Raw genomic sequence first — 19,546 nt, forward strand, 5'->3', positions numbered from 1 at the left:
TTATGTGGGAGAAACAAGTTAAACTAATAAACTATTTTCACTCATGGCAGCAGGATCACTTGCCGTAGAAGCAACCGATGCAAACTTCGACGAACTCATAAATTCTGATAAACCTGTTTTAGTAGACTTCTGGGCTGAATGGTGCGGTCCCTGTCGGATGGTAGGCCCGGTTGTTGAACAACTTGCTGGCGAATACGAAGGAAAAGCCGTTGTCGCCAAAATGGACGTTGACCAGCATTCGCAGGTTCCAGCCAAATTTGGTATCCGCAGCATCCCAACCCTGATGATCTTCAAAAACGGTCAGTTAGTCGATAAAGTAATTGGTGCCGTTCCCAAGAACGTACTGGAGCAAAAGCTACAGGGCGCTCTTGAACCCGCAGCGATATAAATTTCTAAAAGGTGATAAAAAAGAGAAAGGGGTTTGCAACAGCAAACCCCTTTCTCTTTTTTATCACCTTTTAGACCAGCATCCGCATTGGATCTTCGAGGAGTTGCTTCACCGTTTGCAGGAAAGCAGCCCCTGTAGCGCCATCTACCACGCGGTGGTCGCAGGAAAGCGTCACTTTCATCACATTAGTTGGTTTAGCCACATCACCCTCGAACTTCACAGTCTGTTTGATTGTACCTATCGCCAGAATGCAGGAATCAGGGGGGTTGATGATCGCCGTAAATTCGTCGATGCCAAACATACCCAGGTTCGAGATCGAGAACGTGCTACCTTCCCAATCTTTCGGCTGTAGTTTTTTATCCTTCGCCTTACCCGCCAGGTCTTTCACTTCGCCCGAAATGGTCGACAGGGTTTTCTGATCGGCATTGCGAATAACCGGCACCAGCAGCCCTTCATCGACAGCTACCGCTACCCCAATATTGACGTATTTGTATTTACGGATTTTATCGCCCAGCCACGACGAGTTTACGTTCGGATGCTGTTTCAAGGCCAGTGCAGCCGCTTTGATCACGAAATCGTTGAATGATACTTTTACCGGGCTAACAGTATTGACGGTACCACGTAACTCCATCGCCTTGTCCATGTTGATTTCCATGGTCAGGTAGAAGTGAGGGGCCGTGAACAGACTTTCGCTCAGACGGCGGGCAATCGTTTTCCGCATCTGGCTGACCGGAATATCTTCGTAATCCCCAGCCGGTGTCGGTACCGATGGAGCGGCTGGCACTGGGGCAGGTGTCGGCGATGGCTGTGCAGCAGGTTGTGATGCGGCCGGTTTAGCAGCCGGAGCAGCACCAGGCGTAAAGGACTCTACATCGCTTTTCACAATGCGGCCTTCGGGGCCTGTACCATGTACCTGTGCCAGATTGATTCCTTTATCGGCGGCAATGGCTTTTGCCAAAGGCGACGCTTTAATTCGGCCATTCGAGCCAGCCACATCTCCAGCAGCCCCGGCATCTGATAAATCCGTATCAGCATTGGCAGGTAGATTTGCCTGTGGGTTCTGCTGGACTGTAGCACTACCGCCTTCGCCCGTTGCGGCTGGCGGTGTAGAAGCTCCTCCCTCCAGGAGAACTTTAAAGTTGGCTCCTTTTTCACCGACAACAGCGATGATATCATCAACGGCAACCGAAGAGCCTTCTTTTACTCCAATATACAGCAACGTACCTTCCTCGTAGGCTTCGAGGTCCATCGTTGCCTTATCGGTCTCGACTTCGGCCAGTACATCGCCCGATTTCACCGTATCACCTTCTTTTTTATGCCAGGCAACAATGGTTCCTTCGGTCATCGTATCACTCATTTTCGGCATCCGAATAACCGACGCATTTACTTTTTCGGCTGGGGCTGCTGAAACCGCTTTCTGATCAGGCAGATTGGTAGTAGCCTCGGCGCTGGCACTATTGGCCGGAGCAGGCGCTGGGGCCGGGCTGGGTGCAGGAGCAGCCTGCTGGCTTCCCCCACTGGAACCGTTGAGTAATGCTTTATAATCTTCGCCTTCTGCACCGATAACGGCCAATACGCCATCGACGGGCACAGAAGCACCTTTTTCAACACCGATATAGAGCAAGGTACCTTCCTCATACGATTCGAGGTCCATCGTTGCCTTATCAGTTTCGACTTCGGCCAGTATATCGCCGGACTTTACTTTATCGCCCACTTTCTTGTGCCACTCCGCAATGACGCCTTCGGTCATGGTGTCGCTCATTTTGGGCATTCGAATTAATTCAGCCATAATTTAGCTATGTGTATATCGGGTTATACGAAACGATCGGCCGGGCTGGAGAGTACGTTCTGCGCCCCAGTTAAGGGTCAAAATTAAGAGAAAGGAAATTAATAGTGAAGAATGAAGTGTGTAGAGTAAAGAATAGTTTCCAATCTTTTATTCCATATTCTATATGCTTCATCCTTTTCTTCTATTCTACCCACAACACCAACCCCTTCAAATACCCCCCTTCGGGATGAAATAAACTAACCGGATGATCGGCGGGCTGACTCAGATGGTGTAGCACACGCACCTGCCGACCCGCTTCGATGGCAGCTGCTACAATCGTATTATAAAACAGTTCGCGGTCAACCACCTGCGAACAGGAAAAGGTAAATAAGATACCCCCAGGGGCCACTCGTCGGAACCCTTCTGCATTCAATCGTTTATAGCCCTGAACGGCGCGGTGGCGGGCCGACAAACTTTTGGCAAACGCCGGAGGATCAAGCACCACCACATCGTACTGACGGTCGTGCGTCTTCAGATAATGCATCACATCCTCCGCAAAGGCTTCATGATGGCTGTCTTCGCCAAAATTCGCCACTACGTTTCGGTTCGTCAGATCAATCGCTTTCTGCGATACATCGACCGAATGCACCAGGTTTGCCCCTGCTTTGAGACCATATACCGAAAAGCCGCCCGAATAACAGAACGCATTCAACACGTTTTTTCCCTGTGCATACTGCGCCAGCAAGGCCCGGTTATCGCGTTGATCCAGAAAAAATCCGGTTTTCTGGCCCGTTATCCAGTCGACAAGGAACGTATTGCCATTCTCCTGAACCGGATGCGGCACGGGCGTTCGGCCATACAAATACCCGTTGGTAACGGTAGCTCCGTATTCGTCGGGCAAGGTGTCGGCACTTTTATCATAGACTGCCTTTAGCTCATCGCCAAAAACAGCTTTTAAGGCTTCGGTAATCAACTCGCGTTCGCGGTGCATGCCAATCGAGTGTGCCTGCAACACAACCACACCATTATACATGTCCAAGATTAGACCTGTACAGCCATCCCCTTCGCCATGAACGAGCCGATAACAGTTTGTTTCGCCTGTCACAATCGTTTGGCGAATACTTCGAATATGGCTTAGTTTCTTTGTCCAATAGGCCACATCGGGTACTACAGGCCCACCCGCCGTGGCCCCAAACGAAAACAAACGCACTGCAATACTGCCATCATGATAATGCCCCGTAGCCAGATAGCGCTGCTTATTGTCAAATACTTCAACGACATCTCCATCTGCCACATGGCCTTCATACCGGCTAATGGCCCGCGAAAACACCCAGGGGTGAAACCGACGAACCGCTTCATCGCGCCCAGGCTGCAAATAAATTTTGGAAAAATTCATGCACAAAGATAAAGAGTGAAAGAGTGAAAGAGTGAAAGAGTGAAACTGTCAACAATTTTTTCGCTCTTTCGCTCTTTCGCTCTTTCACTCTTTACTTTTTCCCCATCTTTACACTTTCGCTTTGTAAACTTTCAACCTATGCAACGACGTAGTTTCCTTAAGCAATCCGGCCTGCTCACGGCGGGTGCTTTAACCCTTAGCCAAACCGATTTATTCGCCAACGCCCCTGCCAAGACCATCAATCCATTTGGAGCCCAACTGTATAGTGTTCGTGATATGATGCCCAAAGACCCGAAAGGTGTTATGACGCAACTGGCGCAGATGGGCTATAAACAATTCGAAAGCTACAGTGGTCCACAAGGATTTTTGTGGGGTATGCAACCTAAAGAAATCAAATCGTTCCTCGACGGGCTGGGTGTAAAGATGGTGAGTACTCATTTCAACTACCGGGCAGAAGTCGATAAGCCGGACCAGCTCAAGAAAAGTATTGAAATGGCGCACGATGCCGGATTGACCTACCTGCTTTGCCCATTTTATGGTCCGCAAAAAACCTGGGATGAGTGGAAAAAAGTAGCCGATCAGTTCAACACCGTTGGCGAAGAGGTGAAGAAAGCAGGATTGAAATTCGGTTATCACAACCACGACTATTCGTTCCGCCCACTCGACGGTAAGCTTCCCCAGGAATTCCTGCTGGCCAATACTGATCCCAACTACGTGATGTTCGAACTGGATTTGTGCTGGATCGATGTAGCGGGTGTAAATACCGAAGAACATCTCAAAAAATACGGCAAACGCTACGAACTCTGCCATGTAAAAGACTACAAAGTTCAGGATGGTAAGCCCGTCCAGAACGATCTTGGCAAAGGCAATGTAGACTTCAAAAAGACGCTTCGCATTGCCATGAACAGCGGTATCAAGTATTTCCTGGTTGAGCAGGAGCAATATCCTGAATCGTCTATCATCAGTATGAAAAACGACGCGGAGTACATGAAGCAGTTGTCCGTATAAGCACTCAGAGAGGGTTGTGAAAAGCAGCCCTCTTTTATACATTCATAAAAAATAGTACCCTTATGGAAACAGTGCGAATTCATGTTAATCAACAAAGCGATGGCATAACATTTAGTTTACCATTAGCTACTCGCCAATCTTTACTCCAAGAATTCCCGAATGCTCATCCAGTAAGTAGTTTATTCGTCGCTTATGATGTTAGGCATAATTTTGAGTTCTATCATGGAACCATAGAACCTCAAATCTTCCCAGTTATGCTTGGGCTTACTCAGACAAATTTACAAAAAATTAAAACTATACTTTTCGTCAATCCGGTAACTAATCAGACGATTTATAAATACCCTCATGAGTAAAATGTTTAATAATTACATTGGAAAAGCTGGGCAATTATTTGCAATGTCCGAATTTCTGATGCGAGGATGGAATGTAGCAATTCCTGAAGTCGACCGGGGTGAAGATATTTGTGTCGTTCAGGATAGTGATGAAACACTACGTAGAGTTCAGGTTAAGTCATCTCAAGCAATACCGTTACAAAAAGGATATTATGCTGAATTCAATATTCCATACCGCCAGATTGTAACTGCATTAACTCCAGACATTCACTTTTTCTTACTTGTTAGGCATGACAAACACTGGAAAGATGTACTAATCATTAGTCGGGAACTGCTTGAAAATGAACTTGCGTTTGGCCAGAATAATGACCCAATCCTTGAAAACAAAAAGCCCACTCTGCATATAAGATTCATTGGTGACAAGATAATCTGCCGCCAAAAAGACTTTACCCACTATAGAAGTAATTTTACTGATTTTAGCCAAATCAACCATTAATTCTCCTCCCTGGCCGAAAACAACCGTTTGAGCCAACTCTTCTTCTCCTCGCCTTCTTCTTTCTTCTCATCATCGGTAAACTGATAGTTTGCCAGTACACGTAAATCAGGTTGGCCCGCATCGACCCAACAAGTGTACCAGAAATCGCCAACCATCTTTACAGAAGCCCGCATCTGTCGCTCTACCTGTCCCTTTAAGTGTTCGTGATAACGTCTGGAGAAATCGGCCGAATACACTTTGGTAGTTATCCCATTCCGTTCTTCAAAACCATACTTTTGCGTTTCCCCTACTTCATCGGTTAGCTGCTGTTCAAAACGCAGTACAGAATCCAGAGCCGCATTAGCCCTAAAAACTGCCCGCCAGGCGGCTTTTTGTGGCGAATAAACGTATTCTGCCTGCCCCGTCAGAAAATCATAATCGACGCTGAATAACTCTGGTAATCGGGATTCCCAGAATCCATGAATCCCCTGCTGGTTCGTTAGCTGACCGTTATAATTACGCGTTGTATGTAATGGAACATTCGCATCGGCAATATAATGGCCTAAATCGGCCGCAACCCGTAAAATCCGACGAACATTCCGCTCCTTAAAAGCTTCTGTTAACTGGTATTTAGTGAGCTGAATCTGCCAGGGAACAATGCCATGTAAAGCCAGCGTATCGGCTCCATATCGTTCCGTAGCTTCTTTATAATAGCGAGGTAGTGTAGCACTTGTTGTATCTGAATACGCATCCAGATCAATAAAATGACGAGGGGCTTCACCAACCACAGCATATCTACGCTTATCTGGATTTACTGCATTGTCGCTCAGATAGGTTATGTACTTTTTAAAGAATGGCATCATCTCCACAGGTAAGGTAAAAACAGCCAGTCGATTGATCTGCTGATGGGCATAAAAGCCCCATGCAGGACGGTTTTGAGCAGGTTTTCTCAGTACGATGGGCGTACCATTTACTAAACTCCCAAAAAAAATGTTGGCCGAGACGTACAACCAAATAAATCTATTGTAGATTTGATCAAACATGGTACTTTACAGCGAAAAATAGTAACTATTCAATTAAAGCTCCATGTTATTCAGAACAAAATTTCGAAAAACAGAAAAATATCGAATAATCATGAATGCTAAATCAAAAGGGTACGCCCTTGTCGTTGTGTTGATGTGCGCGTTTGCTTTAACAATCTACGGTGCTTATTCACCTGCACGAAAAGCCCAGAAACAGCAGATTGTGTGCATAAAATTTAAAAAAGGGGTCGAAACTCAAGCTGTTGAACAGCATATGAACGGTTTTGCGGCTCTAAAGCATGAAATTCCACAGATCGTCAATTACACATCAGGCAAGACAATTATGCCCAATCAGGCGGTTTCTGATTATGACGTAGTACATTATCTTACGTTTCAATCGGAAGGAGATATAAAATTGTTTGAGAAGAGTGAAGCCTACAAAGAATTTGTAGCGAAGAACCAGGGAGTCTGGGAAAAAACGTTGATTGTCAATGCTGACATTCGCCCATAAAAATTGGATTAAGTAAAGAAATTCGGCTGGAGCCTTTGGTTGTTCCGGCCGAATTTCTTATTTTTGCGCCCTCATATCGCGACAACGATCTCATTTATATACCAATGGCAAACCATAAGTCATCAAAAAAAGCAATCCGGTCGAGTGCCAAGAAGCGGCTCCAGAACCGTTATCAGCATGTAACCACCCGGAACATGGTGAAAAAACTCCGTGCTACTACCGACCACGCAATGGCCGTTGAGCTGTTCAAATCGGTTTCGTCGGCGTTGGACAAACTCGCCAAACGGAACATCATCCACAAGAATAAAGCAGCCAACAATAAGTCGAAACTGGCTCGTTTGGTTAATAGCCTGAAAGCTGCTAACGCTTAATTCTGCCGGACTCATCCAGATTCTCTGGGTTCTATCGATTCATTTATGCCATTGATAGAGTAGAGAATCCAGAGGACCTATCCAATCGTCCGTATATCGTATTAAAAACCTTACCTATTTGCGGGTAAGGTTTTTTTGTGCATTTTGTCAACGAAAAATGCTCCGTAACTTACTTGCACTCATGGCGTACGAAAACTCTGGCACCATTCAAAGCTGGGCCGAAGAAGACAGGCCCCGCGAAAAGCTGATGCTAAAAGGTAAAGCGGCCTTATCAGAAGCCGAACTAATTGCCATTCTGATTAATTCAGGTACAGTTGATTTGACGGCCGTGGATGTAGCCAAAATCATCCTGAAAAGCGTCAATAACAACCTCAACGACTTAGCCAAACTAAGCATAAAAGATCTCTCTAAATTTCGAGGGATCGGGGAAGCGAAAGCTATTAGTATTGTAGCTGCCCTTGAATTGGGGCGTCGGCGTAAAGAACAGGATCGGCCGCAACGAGCCCGCGTGACCTGCTCACGCGATGCGTATAACGAAATGATTCCGCACCTGATCGACAAGCCGCACGAAGAGTTCTGGATCCTCCTAATGAACCGTGCTAACGAGATTCTCCGCCCGGTGCAAATCAGCTCGGGTGGTATATCCGGTACAGTTGCCGATCCGAAAATCATTTTTAAACAGGCGCTTGAACATCTGGCGTCCTCGATCATTCTGTTTCATAACCATCCATCGGGCAACCTCACGCCCTCTCAGGCCGATAAAGACCTGACCCGAAAGCTAAAAGATGCCGGACGAATTCTGGACATTCCGGTACTCGACCATCTGATATTTACGGATAAAGCCTATTTCAGCTTCGCCGACGAAGGGATATTATAAATTGTCATTTGGTAGTCATTGATCGTGAGCAAAAGCGATTAATGACTACAAATTCAATCCCTTCATCACCTCCACTCGGCTCAACTCACGCACCTCACCGGATTTCATACCATCGGCAGTAAGGCTTTCAATAGCCCAGCGTGCCAGTCGAAGCGTTGGAAAACCTACCGATGCGGTCATTTTCCGAACCTGCCGATTTTTACCTTCATGCAGCGAAATAGATAGCCAGGATGTAGGGATGCTGGCCCGATAGCGAATGGGTGGATTTCGTTCGGGCAAGGCCGGTTCGGGGATAATCTGGGCAGTGGCTGGTAAGGTATGATACGGTTTTCCATCGACGGAAATCGTCACGCCTTTCGCCAGTTGCGAACAGGCCTGTTCGGTCAATGCACCCTCTACCTGCACATAATAGGTCCGATGATGCCGAAACTTGGGATTTAATAGCCGATGGTTCAGTTGTTTATCGCTGGTTAGCAGCAGTAAACCTTCGCTATCCGCATCGAGCCGACCAACCGGGTACACATCTTTCGGAAAATCAAAATCCAGATCAGCCAGCGTCGGCTTGTCACCCTCCCGCGAAAACTGCGAGAGCATGAGGTAAGGCTTATAAATGAGGTAATACATGGTTGAATGTTGAATGATCGAGTGATTGAATGATTGAATAGGCTGGCGTAAGCCTTTCTATTCAATCACTCGATCATTCAACATTGACAACCACACCGGGCAGTGATCGGCATGGACGGCGTCGGGGAGCATCTGACAGTCGAGAATCTGATCGCGGAGATTGTCAGTTAACGATGCGTAATCGATACGCCAGCCCTTGTTGTTGCCCCGCGCCCCTGCTCGATAACTCCACCAACTGTAGGCAACCTTGTCAGGGTTTTTAAAGCGGAACCCGTCGGTCATGCCTGAGCCAAACCAGCTATCCATCCAGGCCCGCTCTTCGGGCAGGAATCCAGTCGTATTTTTATTCCGAACCGGGTCATGAATGTCGATGGCAGTATGTGCAATATTATAATCACCCACCACAATCAACTTCGAGCGTGTTTTCCGCAGGTTATCGATATAGGTATAGAAATCGGCCAGAAACTCCATCTTCACGCCCTGGCGAACCTCACCCGATGTGCCCGAAGGAAAGTAGCAATTCAACAAGGTCAGATCGCCAAAGTCGGTGCGCAGGATTCGGCCTTCGCAGTCGTACACGGGTAACCCACAACCCAGCACAACGTTAGTAGGCGCAATTTTCGAGAAGGTCGCCACACCAGAGTAGCCTTTCTTTTCGGCGGCATGCCAGTGGTATTGATAACCCAGTTCTTCAAACGGCTTCAGGTCGACCACATCGGCAGTGGCTTTCACTTCCTGAAAACATAGAATATCGAATGATTGATGAGCCAGCCAGTCGATCAGCCCATTGCGCATAGCCGCACGGATACCGTTTAGGTTATAGGATATAAGTTGCATTATACGGGTTAAATCTATCCTTCACAGGAGGCTTGCCAATACGGCTTACTAAAAAGCAAACGCCGTTTGGAAGTACCTGGTGAGACAGATTTATATTCTTTCATCCAATTAAAAACACGCCAATATCGTTCATAAACCGACATGGTATTCCATTCCTCACGAATAGCCAGTATTCGCTGGGAGAACATTTCATCCCATTTATTGGCTTAGGGCAGTTGCTGACCGGAAGTACTCATAAATTCCCAGTAACCAACTCACCTTCCTTCGCTTGTGTCTTTTGTTTATCTGTAAACAAGAGCACAAACAGGATCAACACCACAGCCGCAATACCTGCCGGAACGAGCCATACGCTTAGCCAGTCTTTGGAGCCATCGGGTCGGGTGTACATGTCCAGAACAATACCCGAAATCTTGGAACCAATACCCATGCCGATACCATAGGTGGCAATCGAGATCAATCCCTGAGCCGACGACTTGATTTTTTCACCCGCCTTATTATCAGTGTAAATCTGGCCGGTTACGAAGAAGAAATCATAACATACACCATGTAACACAATCGCCAGGTAGAGCATCCACTCCGACGAAACATCACCGTATCCAAAACAGATGAAGCGGATGATCCAGGCAATTAGCCCGACAATCAGCATTTTCTTTACCCCCAAGCGGCTATAGGCCAGCGGGATAAGTAGCATAAAGATCACTTCCGATGCCTGCCCCAGCGACATCTTGTTCTCAACATTATGCATACCACCATCTGTCAGGGAAGGGTTGGCCATCGCGTAGTAGAACGAAAGCGGTATACAGATCAACACCGACGACAGAAAGAAAATCGCAAACGAACGGTCTTTAAAGAGCTTGAACGCGTCCAGCCCCAGTATCTGTGAGAACGAGGTGGATGTGGTAGCTTTGGGGGGGGTATCGGGCAGGAAGAATGCCAATACACCCAGTACAACGGCTGAATACATCGACAGTTGGAAAATCGTCACCTTATCACCAAAGCCATAGTAGCCTACAATGTTGGTTACGATAATCCAGGCAACAGTGCCCAGTACCCGTATACCAGGGAATTCTTTTTCGGGACTGCTCATTTGCTGCATGGCAATAGACGAAGTCAACGCCAGTGTGGGGGCAAACGTGAGGCAGTAAGCCAGAATCAGGTAAAAAAACTGCCCCGGATCGGTGTTCTGTGTAATAAAATATAAGACGACAGCGCCAAGCAGATTTAGCACACCCAGCACTTTCTGAGCCGCAAAATAGCGGTCGGCAATCATCCCGATAAAGAAAGGCGCAATGATCATAGCCAATGAAAAGGCGGCATACGCATTACCCACCTGATCGCCAGAGGCATGTAATTCGGTTAAAAGGTATTTACTCATCTGACCGTACCAGGCTCCCCATACAAAAAACTGGAGGAACATCATGACGGAAAGTTTGACGCGGGTCGTAGGCGACATTGTACGTAGTTAAAATTTAAGGTTTCAACCGATGAAGGTAGCCAACAGCCGTCAGCCCTGCAAGCCGATAGACCGCGAAAGTTGCCGACTGTGCAATAATGTATCCGTTTCTCTTTCGTTATAACGAAACTCGTACATACTTTCTGCACCAGAGGTCTATCTTTGGCGTAATTCCTGACTAAACTAGTACATGAAAACACAACTGAAAACCCTTATTGCCCTGGTGGCATTTCCGGCCTTAACTTTCGCCCAGACAGCCGATGAAGTTATCGATAAAAACATTGCGGCTTTAGGCGGAGCCGACAAAGTAGCTGCCGTCAAGACGCTGCAATACGATCAAAGCATGAGCATCATGGGTATGGACCTGTCGGGTAAAGCCTCCATTGTGGTGGGCAAGTCAATGCGGCAGGACATTTCAGTGATGGGTCAGCAAATTACCACCGTTGTCGATGGCGATAAAGGCTGGACTATTAACCCTATGCAGGGGGGCACAACCCCAACGGCGCTTCCCGACGATCAGGTAAAAATGCAGAAAGGAAATACCAATGTGATGGGTGCTGACCTATTGACGGCTAAAACACAAAAATACCCGGTTGAATTTGTCGGCAAGGAAAAGCAGGGCGACAAGGATGTATATAATCTGAAAGTAACTCGGCCTGAAGGTGTTGCCAATTACTACGTCGATGCATCGAACTACCAAATTACCGGCATGAAAGCCACCGTCAATGTACAAGGTCAGTCGGGTGATATAAAACTTAAATACGGCGGGTACAAAACAATCGAGGGGCTTACCATTCCAACCACCATCGATATGGAAACCCCAGGAGCCCCTGGACCGATCACGATAACGGTATCCAATATTGCTTTCAATCCAACCATCGATCCAACGATCTTTGCTATGCCTAAGTAAAGCAAGCCCGGTTATAGCCGACAAAAAGGAGACGTACCCAATGCGTCTCCTTTTTATTTAGCCAAATATTCATCGGCAATTATTCTTCTTTACCATAGTTAATGTCGATATTTGAGAATCATCAACCTGATTCTCATGAAACAAACAACATTATTTACTATAACTGGTCGAGCTTTTGCATTACTAATCAGCGGTACAACTGTACTAGCCCAGACTCTTTCGGGTTTTACTCCTACCCGACAGGCAACTCAAATCAAGCTCGAATCAGACTTTAAGACCAAACAATCGTCGGCAGCTTTTAAAGCCCATCTTGAAAAACTAAGCAGCGTTCCGCACATCACGGGCACGAAGGAGAACGAGCAGGTACGCGATTACATTGCCGAAACCATGCGCAAAGCAGGCTGGCAGGTTGATATTTACCCCCACGATGTACTATTACCCAAAGGCCCCGGAGAAATAGCCGTTGAACTGGTAGAACCGATTCGGCAACCATTGAACATCCGGGAATACCTGTTCAAAGAAGATAAATACAGTACCGACCCGCGTCTGACGCCCGGTTACAATGCCTGGTCGGGCTCAGGCGATGTGACTGCCGAAATTGTGTATGCCAATTACGGCCGGAAGGAAGATTTTGAGCAACTGAAAGCAATGGGCATTTCGGTGGCTGGTAAAATCGTACTGGCTCGTTATGGTGGAAATTTTAGGGGGTATAAGGCCCAATGGGCGCAGGCTGCCGGGGCCGTTGGCGTTATCATTTTCACCGACCCCGCCGACTCAGGCTATATGCGTGGGCTGACCTTTCCCGAAGGCCCTTATTACAGCGAAAGCGTGATTCAGCGGGGCTCATTATTGACTACCCCCTACACAGGCGATCCGCTAACCCCTGGTGAACCATCCCTGCCGATGGATGCTAAAAACACCCCCAAACGGCTCGACCAGAAAGACGTTGCTTTCCACAAAATCCCCGTTACGCCCCTGCCCTATGGCTCGGCCACTGAAATTCTGAAACGAATGACAGGAACGCAGCCTGTTCCGGCAGGTTGGCAGGGCGGCCTCCCCTACACCTATCGGCTCGAAGGGGGCAATAGTCTGAAAGTCCGATTGATGGTCAAACAGGAAAAAACTATCCAGCGAATTTATCAAGTCGTTGGTACATTGACCGGAGCCGAATTCCCCGACGAATGGATTATTGCCGGTTGCCATTATGACGCCTGGTCGTATGGGGCCACAGACCCCAATTCGGGCACAGCTATGCTGCTCAGCATGACTGAATCCCTGGGAAAGCTGGCAAAGGCCGGGCAACGTCCACGACGAACAATCAAGGTCTGTCATTGGGATGCCGAAGAACCGGGCGTAATTGGGTCTGCCGAATGGAGCGAGCAGTTTCGAGATGAGCTGACCCAGAAAGCCGTTGCCTACATGAACTACGACGCGGCTGTTTCGGGTCGCCGATTTGGGGCCAGTGCGTCGCCCTCCATGAAGAAACTGATTATTGAAGCTACTCAATCGGTACAATACCCCGATTCGAACAAAACCGTTTATCAGCACTGGCTAAGCCATACAGCGGCTGGCAATCCAACACGTGTTACAGGCTCTTCGGCACCGGCTACGCTGGCAGGTGAGCCAACGATTGGTAATCTGGGTGGCGGCTCCGATCATATTGCGCCCTATATGCATATTGGCATTCCGGCACTCAGCGCCGGTACAGAAGGTCCAACACTTTATCACTCTCAATACGACGATCTGTATTTCTACGACAAATTTGCCGATCCGACCTACAAAATGGGGCCGATGATGGAGCAGGTTGTTGGCACCATGACCCTTCGCCTTGCCAATGCCGACCTGGTCCCCTACGATCTGGCCCGGTATCCGGCTGATCTGGAAGTCCATTTAAAAGCGGCTGAAAAAGCTATTCAAGCCTATGCGCCAACGTATTCAATCGCCCCTTTACTGAATGCCGTTGCTGAGCTGAAAAAGAATGCAGACGCCTGCGAAATAGCTCGGCAAACCTACCTAAAATCAGGGCGGACTGATAAGCTAATAGAGCTAAACAAAGAGTTACGTATGCTGGAACGGTCGTTTATCGATCCAAAAGGTAACGCATTTGGTGGCTGGTATCGGTCGTTGTATGCTTCTTCCGATCCCTATAGTGGTTATGCTTCTTGGATGTTGCCAGGGCTGCTGTATGAAGCGTCGTTGAAGTCTACAGCTAATTTACCCGATCTGGAAACTCGCTATAAAAAAGCGATTCAAACGCTAAGCGATAAACTGTTAGTGCTTTCACAAGGGATGGGCGCTCCCGCTAGCATCGGCAGTGGCAAGGAATGATACTTGAATTAACCAACTTCCCGAAAGGTCAGACTTTTCGGGAAGTTCATTTAACATGATTGACTGGCACGGAAGGCTCTTTAAACCGGTTTAACTGCCGGTTTAGCATGCTCAGGCTTCAGTACTACCACATCGCGCACTGTGCCACCCGAGTTTATCTTATCGACCATTTTATCCAGTAAAGGCCCTGCCCACTCAGGAATGTACTTGTCGGTCGTTTGAATAAGTACCTTTGGAAAATCATACAGTGATCGGCCTAGTCCGAACTGAACAGCGCAGCGTTTCATAGCATCGCTGATACCTCCTTTAACAGGTTCAACTACTGTGCGGCTAGCTCCGTCAGTTTTTCGGACGATTTCACCGCCGGGCAAAACAACCGTGATAGTACACAGGAAACCACCGTCGATTTCCTTGATTTCGTTCTGCCAACCCGCCCAGCCAAATTGCTCGTCGAACCGCTGCATGACACAACGGTTGGTAATATATGGCACGACAACGATTTTCTGACCGTCTTTCGTCTGGCTCTGCACACGCCATTCAATTTCCTGCACCGTCAGTGGGGCATTTAATACGCTTAAATCCATTTGATTGTTGTTTACTTTTCACTTACTCCACCAACTTCAGCAACTCGTTAAGCTTTAATAGAGGCAGAGCAATTTAAGCCGCTAACTGCCAACGGACTTCCGTCACTTGCGATAGTAAATCCTGCAAGTCCGCATGAAGTCGTTGCCTAACCTCCTGAAACTGTTCGATCATAAAGGGATTGCCATCTTCGACTCTCTGGTGCCTACGAATAGCCTCATTCATACGCTTTATCTGCTCAAGCGTATGAAACAACTGTATTTCCAATTCATCATTGATCTCCATAGTCAAATTGCAATTCTATAATTCCCTTGGGCCGTTTTTTTCGATCAGTCCGCAGAAAGTGATACCAATCTAACTCATCTGCCCGACTAATTTCATACTTCTTGTGGTCAGCCGGAAATGCTTCTACAAAATAACAATCTATCCTACCTATCCATTCTTCTTTTAGCCGCTTTAGTCGATCTAAGACCCCACCAAACTCAGTATAAGGCACAAAAATAATTACATCGATATCGCCTGGCTGCTCTTGTTCACTAATAAAACTACCATCAACCCATTGCCGATGATTAACTTGTAAAACATTGCGTAACGTACTCAGAAAAAGTTCGTAGTCAGTCAATAATTGACCTCGGTGAACACCTTGCCCAAACGTTTGTGCAAACATTAGCCAACTCACCGAAACAACATCATAAGGTTGTAGATAGCCATTTCGATCAAATTTCAATAACTCCTCTTCCATCATTCCACCAACTTCAGCAATTCGTTAAGCTTTAATAGCGCTTCGATAGGCGTAAGTCGGTTAACGTCGATCGCCCGAAGTTTTTCTTTAATAGCTTCTGACCTCGGATCGCCCGATTCGATGATCCGCAAGGCCAGTTCGCGTTCCTGGGGTACGGCTTCCCGAATTTTCTCACGGTTCGTTTCGCGCCCATGCGAGGATTCCAGTTGCTTCAAAATCTCATTGGCCCGACTAACTACCTGTGCGGGCATACCGGCCATCTGTGCTACATGAATCCCGAAACTGTGCTCCGATCCGCCCTCTTTCAGTTTACGCAGAAAAATAACCTTGTTCCCCATCTCCTTCACCGCCACGTTATAGTTTTTGATCCGGTGGTTATCCGTAGCCAGATCATTCAGCTCGTGATAGTGTGTGGCGAATAGGGTCTTGGGTCGGCAATCGGTTTTGTTATGCAGATATTCGGTGATGGCCCAGGCTATCGATACGCCATCGTAGGTGCTCGTACCACGCCCAATCTCATCCATTAGCACTAGACTCCGTTCGCTCAGGTTGTTCAAAATACTAGCCGTTTCGGTCATCTCGACCATGAACGTGCTTTCGCCCCTCGACAGGTTATCACTGGCGCCTACCCGCGTAAAAATCTTGTCGATGATTCCTATCTCGGCCAAGGACGCTGGCACAAAACTTCCTGACTGCGCCATTAGCACAATCAGGGCTGTTTGCCGCAGCAACGCTGATTTACCAGCCATATTCGGCCCTGTGATGATGATGATTTGCTGGGTTTCATCATCCAGATAAATATCATTCGGAATGTACGGTTCGCCGGGAGGTAATTGCTGCTCCACAACTGGGTGTCGACCATCTCTGATGTTCAACACCTTACTTTCGTTGATCTGCGGACGAACGTATTTATTTTTCACTGCAATCCGGGCAAACGACGACAGTACATCCAGCACCGACAGTACGCGGGCGTTTTGCTGAATGGCCCCCACATACTCGCCAGCCGCCATGACCATTTCGTTGAACATCCGGGCTTCGATCTGAAAAATCTGCTCCTCGGCATTCAGGATTTTGTCTTCGTATTCCTTTAGTTCGGGGGTGATGTATCGTTCGGCATTTACCAGTGTCTGTTTCCGAATCCAATCATCGGGCACCCGGTTCTTGTGGGCATGGGTTACTTCGAGGTAATAGCCAAATACTTTGTTGTAGGCGACCTTGAGCGAACTTATACCTGTTCGCTCTACCTCACGTTCCTGAAGTTGCAACAGGTAATCCTTCCCCGAATAGGCTATCGCAGTTAACTCGTCCAGCTCAGGGTTTATACCAGGTTTAATCATGCCTCCCTGGTTCGAAAGCGTTGGTGGATCTTCACGCAGTTCGGCCTCAATCCGGTCAAGCAGAAACGCTACGGGATTGAGTTGATCCGCGTATTTTTTCAACGAAGGTGACTCCGTCTGACTTAAGGCAGTAATCAGCAATTCTTTGATCGGCAAAACGTGTTGCAGCGACCGTTTCAGTTGCAATAGCTCTCTTGGGTTGATCCGTCGAACGGCCACTTTCGAGACCAACCGCTCCAGATCGCCAATCTGCCGCAAATGGTTCACCAGTGTATCGGTCAGATCGAGTTCATTCACCAGCAGTTCAACCATACTGAGCCGCTCGTCAATCAACGCTTTTTCTTTTAGGGGTAAGCTTAGCCACTTACGCAGCAAACGAGCCCCCATTGGGGTTACGGTCTGATCGAGAATCTGGATAAGCGGAACGCCCCCTTCCTGTTGCGCTGCTGTCAGTTCAAGGTTGCGAATGGTGAATCGGTCAAGCCAGACATAGCGGTCTTCTTCGAGCCGGGTTACGCGAGTAATATGCTGAAGGTCTTTGTGCTCCGTTTCGTTCAGGTAGTGGAGAATCACCCCGGCCGCTATAATCCCGTCGGGCAACCCTTCAATGCCAAAACCCTTCAGCGAGGTAGTCTGAAAATGCTGTTTTAGGAAATTGTAACCAAAATCATAGGTGAAAGCCCAGTCTTCGAGGGTAAAGGTGTGAAACTTATCGCCAAATAATGCACCGAACTCCTGCCGATTACGCTTGCAGTACAGTACTTCCGACGGATTGAAACTTTGAAGTAATTTATCGACATAAGCCGCATTACCCTGCGAAGCCAGAAACTCCCCCGTCGAAATATCCAGAAATGACACCCCAAACTGATCGTCTGTATGGCCCGCCCCGCCCTTCCCAAAATGAACAGCAGCGAGGTAGTTATTGCGCCGGGTATCGAGCACATTATCGTTGAAGGAAACGCCAGGAGTCACCAGTTCCGTAACCCCGCGCCGTACAATCCCTTTAGCGAGCGCAGGATCTTCCAATTGGTCGCAGATTGCCACACGTTCGCCCGCCCGAACCAGCTTAGGCAAGTGAGTATCCAGCGAATGATGAGGGAAGCCCGCCAGTTCTTCGTTGGAACCACCATTGTTACGTTTAGTGAGCGTAATACCCAGAATCTTACTGGTTTTTACTGCATCTTCGCCGAAGGTCTCATAGAAATCACCGACCCGAAAGAGTAATAATGCACCGGGATATTTGGCTTTAATCTGATTGTATTGGCGGTTAAGAGGGGTTTCGTTCTTCTTCGTTTGTGGCTTTGCAGCACTAGCGGTTTTCACTGATCTCTGTTGGATTGTACTAAACAAATCTACAAAAATCTGGTGACATTTATACTACTTAACAGGCAAACAAATGCTTACTAAGGGCTTAATTTTGCGGTTTAACATTTATTTTAAAGACGCTTTATGCCCCCTCGTAAACTCTCGCTCGATGAATTGAACCGCCTGTCGGTCGATGATTTTAAACAAGCCGAAAAGTTTCCGTATTGCCTCATTCTGGATGATATACGCAGCCTCAACAATGTAGGCTCGGTTTTTAGAACGGCCGATGCTTTTCGAGCCGAAAAACTCTATCTATGTGGCATAACGGGGCGCCCTCCCCACCGTGACATAACCAAAACCGCTTTGGGGGCTACGGAATCGGTAGACTGGCATTATACAGCCGATATCGTTAGCCTAATCAGGCAATTACGAACAGATGGCTGGCTGATTGTTGCTGTCGAACAAGCCGAAGAAAGTGTATTATTGACCAATTTTTCCCCAAGTAAAAACAAACCATACGCTTTTGTGTTGGGTAATGAGGTTACGGGCGTTCGGGACGACGTGGTGCAACTGGCCGATATCGTATTGGAGATTCCACAATTTGGTACGAAACACTCGCTCAATATTGCCGTGACCACAGGAATTATCTGCTGGGATTTCCTGCAAAAAAGTCGGTAAAAACTTAATATAGGTTTTTTGACTGTCCCGAGAATTCCGTATTTATTTGTACATTTTTACTCTACCAGGTCATATGGCAAACAAAACCCTAAAAACCAAACAGAAGTCGCTGGCTTCCGAGATCGTTAGTACGATTGAAACCAAACTGAGTGAAGCTGGCGAAGCCACCAAGAAGATGAAGAAGTCCATCGAGAAATCGGCGGACAAACTGGCTAAGAAGCTCGCCAAATTGATGCATAAAGCGGAAAAGAAAGCGGCTAAGCCAACCAAAAAAGCGAAGAAGACGGCAACAAAGGCGAAAAAGAAACTTGTAAAAGCAGAACAAAAAGTTGAACAAACCGCAGCGAAAGCCGTTGAAACCGTAGCCAAAACAGCTACGACCGCAGCGGCAAAAGCAACGAAACCTACTCCAAAGCCAGCTACGGCCAAAACTACTCCTGCCCGTAGTCCACGAACTACCCAAGCAAAACCGGCCACTACCAGCACACCAGCACCAGCCGAACCAGTCGCTGACAATGCCTAATTAATTTCGCTATTTTATACTGTTTCTTAAAAGCCCATCTAATGTGGGCTTTTTATGTTAAAAATTATTGCTTTTTAGG

21 protein-coding genes are annotated in these 19,546 nt (G+C 47.5%); 11 read left to right on the forward strand and 10 right to left on the reverse strand.

Features of this window, described 5'->3' with window-relative positions; genetic code table 11:
- Positions 1 to 43 precede the first annotated feature (43 nt).
- Positions 44 to 388: a thioredoxin gene (gene trxA, locus B5M13_RS24195; protein WP_080058115.1), complete on the forward strand. Its 345-nt coding sequence runs from the start codon at positions 44 to 46 to the stop codon at positions 386 to 388.
- Between the two features lie 70 nt (positions 389 to 458).
- On the opposite strand, the gene B5M13_RS24200 is transcribed toward trxA, so the two are convergent.
- Positions 459 to 2,177, reverse strand: a complete 1,719-nt coding sequence (locus B5M13_RS24200; RefSeq protein WP_080058116.1) for a pyruvate dehydrogenase complex dihydrolipoamide acetyltransferase — start codon at positions 2,175 to 2,177, stop codon at positions 459 to 461.
- A 181-nt stretch (positions 2,178 to 2,358) separates the two neighbouring features.
- Positions 2,359 to 3,552, reverse strand: a complete 1,194-nt coding sequence (locus B5M13_RS24205; RefSeq protein ID WP_080058117.1) for a class I SAM-dependent rRNA methyltransferase — start codon at positions 3,550 to 3,552, stop codon at positions 2,359 to 2,361.
- Positions 3,553 to 3,690: 138 nt separating this feature from the next.
- On the opposite strand from B5M13_RS24205, the gene B5M13_RS24210 reads away from it, so the two are divergent.
- The 3 genes from B5M13_RS24210 to B5M13_RS24220 all read left to right on the forward strand — a co-directional run bounded on the left by B5M13_RS24210 (position 3,691) and on the right by B5M13_RS24220 (position 5,388).
- Positions 3,691 to 4,560, forward strand: a complete 870-nt coding sequence (locus tag B5M13_RS24210) for a sugar phosphate isomerase/epimerase family protein (protein WP_080058118.1) — start codon at positions 3,691 to 3,693, stop codon at positions 4,558 to 4,560.
- A gap of 62 nt (positions 4,561 to 4,622) precedes the next feature.
- Positions 4,623 to 4,913, forward strand: coding sequence for a hypothetical protein (locus tag B5M13_RS24215; protein WP_080058119.1), 291 nt, complete (start codon positions 4,623 to 4,625; stop codon positions 4,911 to 4,913).
- Positions 4,906 to 5,388 carry a PDDEXK-like family protein gene (locus tag B5M13_RS24220; RefSeq protein ID WP_080058120.1) on the forward strand — a complete coding sequence of 161 codons (483 nt, stop codon included), beginning with the start codon at positions 4,906 to 4,908 and terminating at the stop codon, positions 5,386 to 5,388. Before B5M13_RS24215 ends, B5M13_RS24220 begins: the two co-directional genes overlap by 8 nt.
- Here B5M13_RS24220 and B5M13_RS24225 read toward each other — a convergent pair.
- Positions 5,385 to 6,410 (reverse strand): zinc dependent phospholipase C family protein, encoded by a 1,026-nt coding sequence (locus B5M13_RS24225; RefSeq protein ID WP_080058121.1) that lies wholly within the window; start codon positions 6,408 to 6,410, stop codon positions 5,385 to 5,387. The two genes, B5M13_RS24220 and B5M13_RS24225, sit on opposite strands and share 4 nt — an antisense overlap.
- Positions 6,411 to 6,501: 91 nt before the next feature.
- On the opposite strand from B5M13_RS24225, the gene B5M13_RS24230 reads away from it, so the two are divergent.
- The 3 genes from B5M13_RS24230 to radC all read left to right on the forward strand — a co-directional run bounded on the left by B5M13_RS24230 (position 6,502) and on the right by radC (position 8,148).
- Positions 6,502 to 6,900, forward strand: coding sequence for a Dabb family protein (locus B5M13_RS24230; RefSeq protein WP_080058122.1), 399 nt, complete (start codon positions 6,502 to 6,504; stop codon positions 6,898 to 6,900).
- 104 nt (positions 6,901 to 7,004) lie between these two features.
- Positions 7,005 to 7,271: a 30S ribosomal protein S20 gene (gene rpsT / locus B5M13_RS24235; RefSeq protein WP_080060064.1), complete on the forward strand. Its 267-nt coding sequence runs from the start codon at positions 7,005 to 7,007 to the stop codon at positions 7,269 to 7,271.
- 181 nt (positions 7,272 to 7,452) lie between these two features.
- Positions 7,453 to 8,148: a RadC family protein gene (gene radC, locus B5M13_RS24240; RefSeq protein WP_080058123.1), complete on the forward strand. Its 696-nt coding sequence runs from the start codon at positions 7,453 to 7,455 to the stop codon at positions 8,146 to 8,148.
- Between the two features lie 45 nt (positions 8,149 to 8,193).
- Here radC and B5M13_RS24245 read toward each other — a convergent pair whose 3' ends face one another.
- The 3 genes from B5M13_RS24245 to B5M13_RS24255 form a co-directional block, all read right to left on the reverse strand.
- Complete coding sequence (locus tag B5M13_RS24245) at positions 8,194 to 8,772, reverse strand: pseudouridine synthase (protein ID WP_080058124.1); 579 nt, start codon at positions 8,770 to 8,772, stop codon at positions 8,194 to 8,196.
- A 57-nt stretch (positions 8,773 to 8,829) separates the two neighbouring features.
- A complete protein-coding gene (locus B5M13_RS24250) occupies positions 8,830 to 9,609 on the reverse strand; it encodes an exodeoxyribonuclease III (RefSeq protein WP_080058125.1) in 780 nt (259 codons plus the stop codon).
- A gap of 232 nt (positions 9,610 to 9,841) precedes the next feature.
- Positions 9,842 to 11,062: a nucleoside permease gene (locus B5M13_RS24255; protein WP_080058126.1), complete on the reverse strand. Its 1,221-nt coding sequence runs from the start codon at positions 11,060 to 11,062 to the stop codon at positions 9,842 to 9,844.
- 190 nt (positions 11,063 to 11,252) lie between these two features.
- Here B5M13_RS24255 and B5M13_RS24260 point away from each other — a divergent pair, with 190 nt between their 5' ends.
- Positions 11,253 to 11,972, forward strand: coding sequence for a LolA-like protein (locus B5M13_RS24260; protein WP_080058127.1), 720 nt, complete (start codon positions 11,253 to 11,255; stop codon positions 11,970 to 11,972).
- A gap of 135 nt (positions 11,973 to 12,107) precedes the next feature.
- On the forward strand, positions 12,108 to 14,300 hold the full coding sequence (locus tag B5M13_RS24265; RefSeq protein WP_080058128.1) for a M28 family peptidase: 2,193 nt from the start codon (positions 12,108 to 12,110) through the stop codon (positions 14,298 to 14,300).
- An 80-nt stretch (positions 14,301 to 14,380) separates the two neighbouring features.
- On the opposite strand, the gene B5M13_RS24270 is transcribed toward B5M13_RS24265, so the two are convergent.
- The 4 genes from B5M13_RS24270 to mutS all read right to left on the reverse strand — a co-directional run bounded on the left by B5M13_RS24270 (position 14,381) and on the right by mutS (position 18,284).
- A complete protein-coding gene (locus tag B5M13_RS24270; RefSeq protein WP_080058129.1) occupies positions 14,381 to 14,884 on the reverse strand; it encodes a Rad52/Rad22 family DNA repair protein in 504 nt (167 codons plus the stop codon).
- 73 nt (positions 14,885 to 14,957) lie between these two features.
- A complete protein-coding gene (locus tag B5M13_RS24275; RefSeq protein ID WP_080058130.1) occupies positions 14,958 to 15,167 on the reverse strand; it encodes a hypothetical protein in 210 nt (69 codons plus the stop codon).
- Complete coding sequence (locus B5M13_RS24280) at positions 15,154 to 15,627, reverse strand: DUF6932 family protein (protein ID WP_080058131.1); 474 nt, start codon at positions 15,625 to 15,627, stop codon at positions 15,154 to 15,156. The genes B5M13_RS24275 and B5M13_RS24280 overlap by 14 nt, the downstream gene beginning before the upstream one ends.
- Positions 15,624 to 18,284, reverse strand: coding sequence for a DNA mismatch repair protein MutS (mutS, locus tag B5M13_RS24285; RefSeq protein ID WP_080058132.1), 2,661 nt, complete (start codon positions 18,282 to 18,284; stop codon positions 15,624 to 15,626). Before mutS ends, B5M13_RS24280 begins: the two co-directional genes overlap by 4 nt.
- 126 nt (positions 18,285 to 18,410) lie before the next feature.
- On the opposite strand from mutS, the gene B5M13_RS24290 reads away from it, so the two are divergent.
- Both B5M13_RS24290 and B5M13_RS24295 read left to right on the forward strand, forming a co-directional pair.
- The gene (locus B5M13_RS24290) at positions 18,411 to 18,944 is read left to right on the forward strand and encodes an RNA methyltransferase (protein WP_080058133.1); all 534 of its coding nucleotides are present in this window, start codon (positions 18,411 to 18,413) and stop codon (positions 18,942 to 18,944) included.
- A gap of 73 nt (positions 18,945 to 19,017) precedes the next feature.
- The gene (locus B5M13_RS24295; protein WP_080058134.1) at positions 19,018 to 19,467 is read left to right on the forward strand and encodes a hypothetical protein; all 450 of its coding nucleotides are present in this window, start codon (positions 19,018 to 19,020) and stop codon (positions 19,465 to 19,467) included.
- Positions 19,468 to 19,546: the final 79 nt, after the last annotated feature.

The sequence above is a fragment of the Spirosoma aerolatum genome (assembly GCF_002056795.1).
GTDB lineage: Bacteria > Bacteroidota > Bacteroidia > Cytophagales > Spirosomataceae > Spirosoma > Spirosoma aerolatum.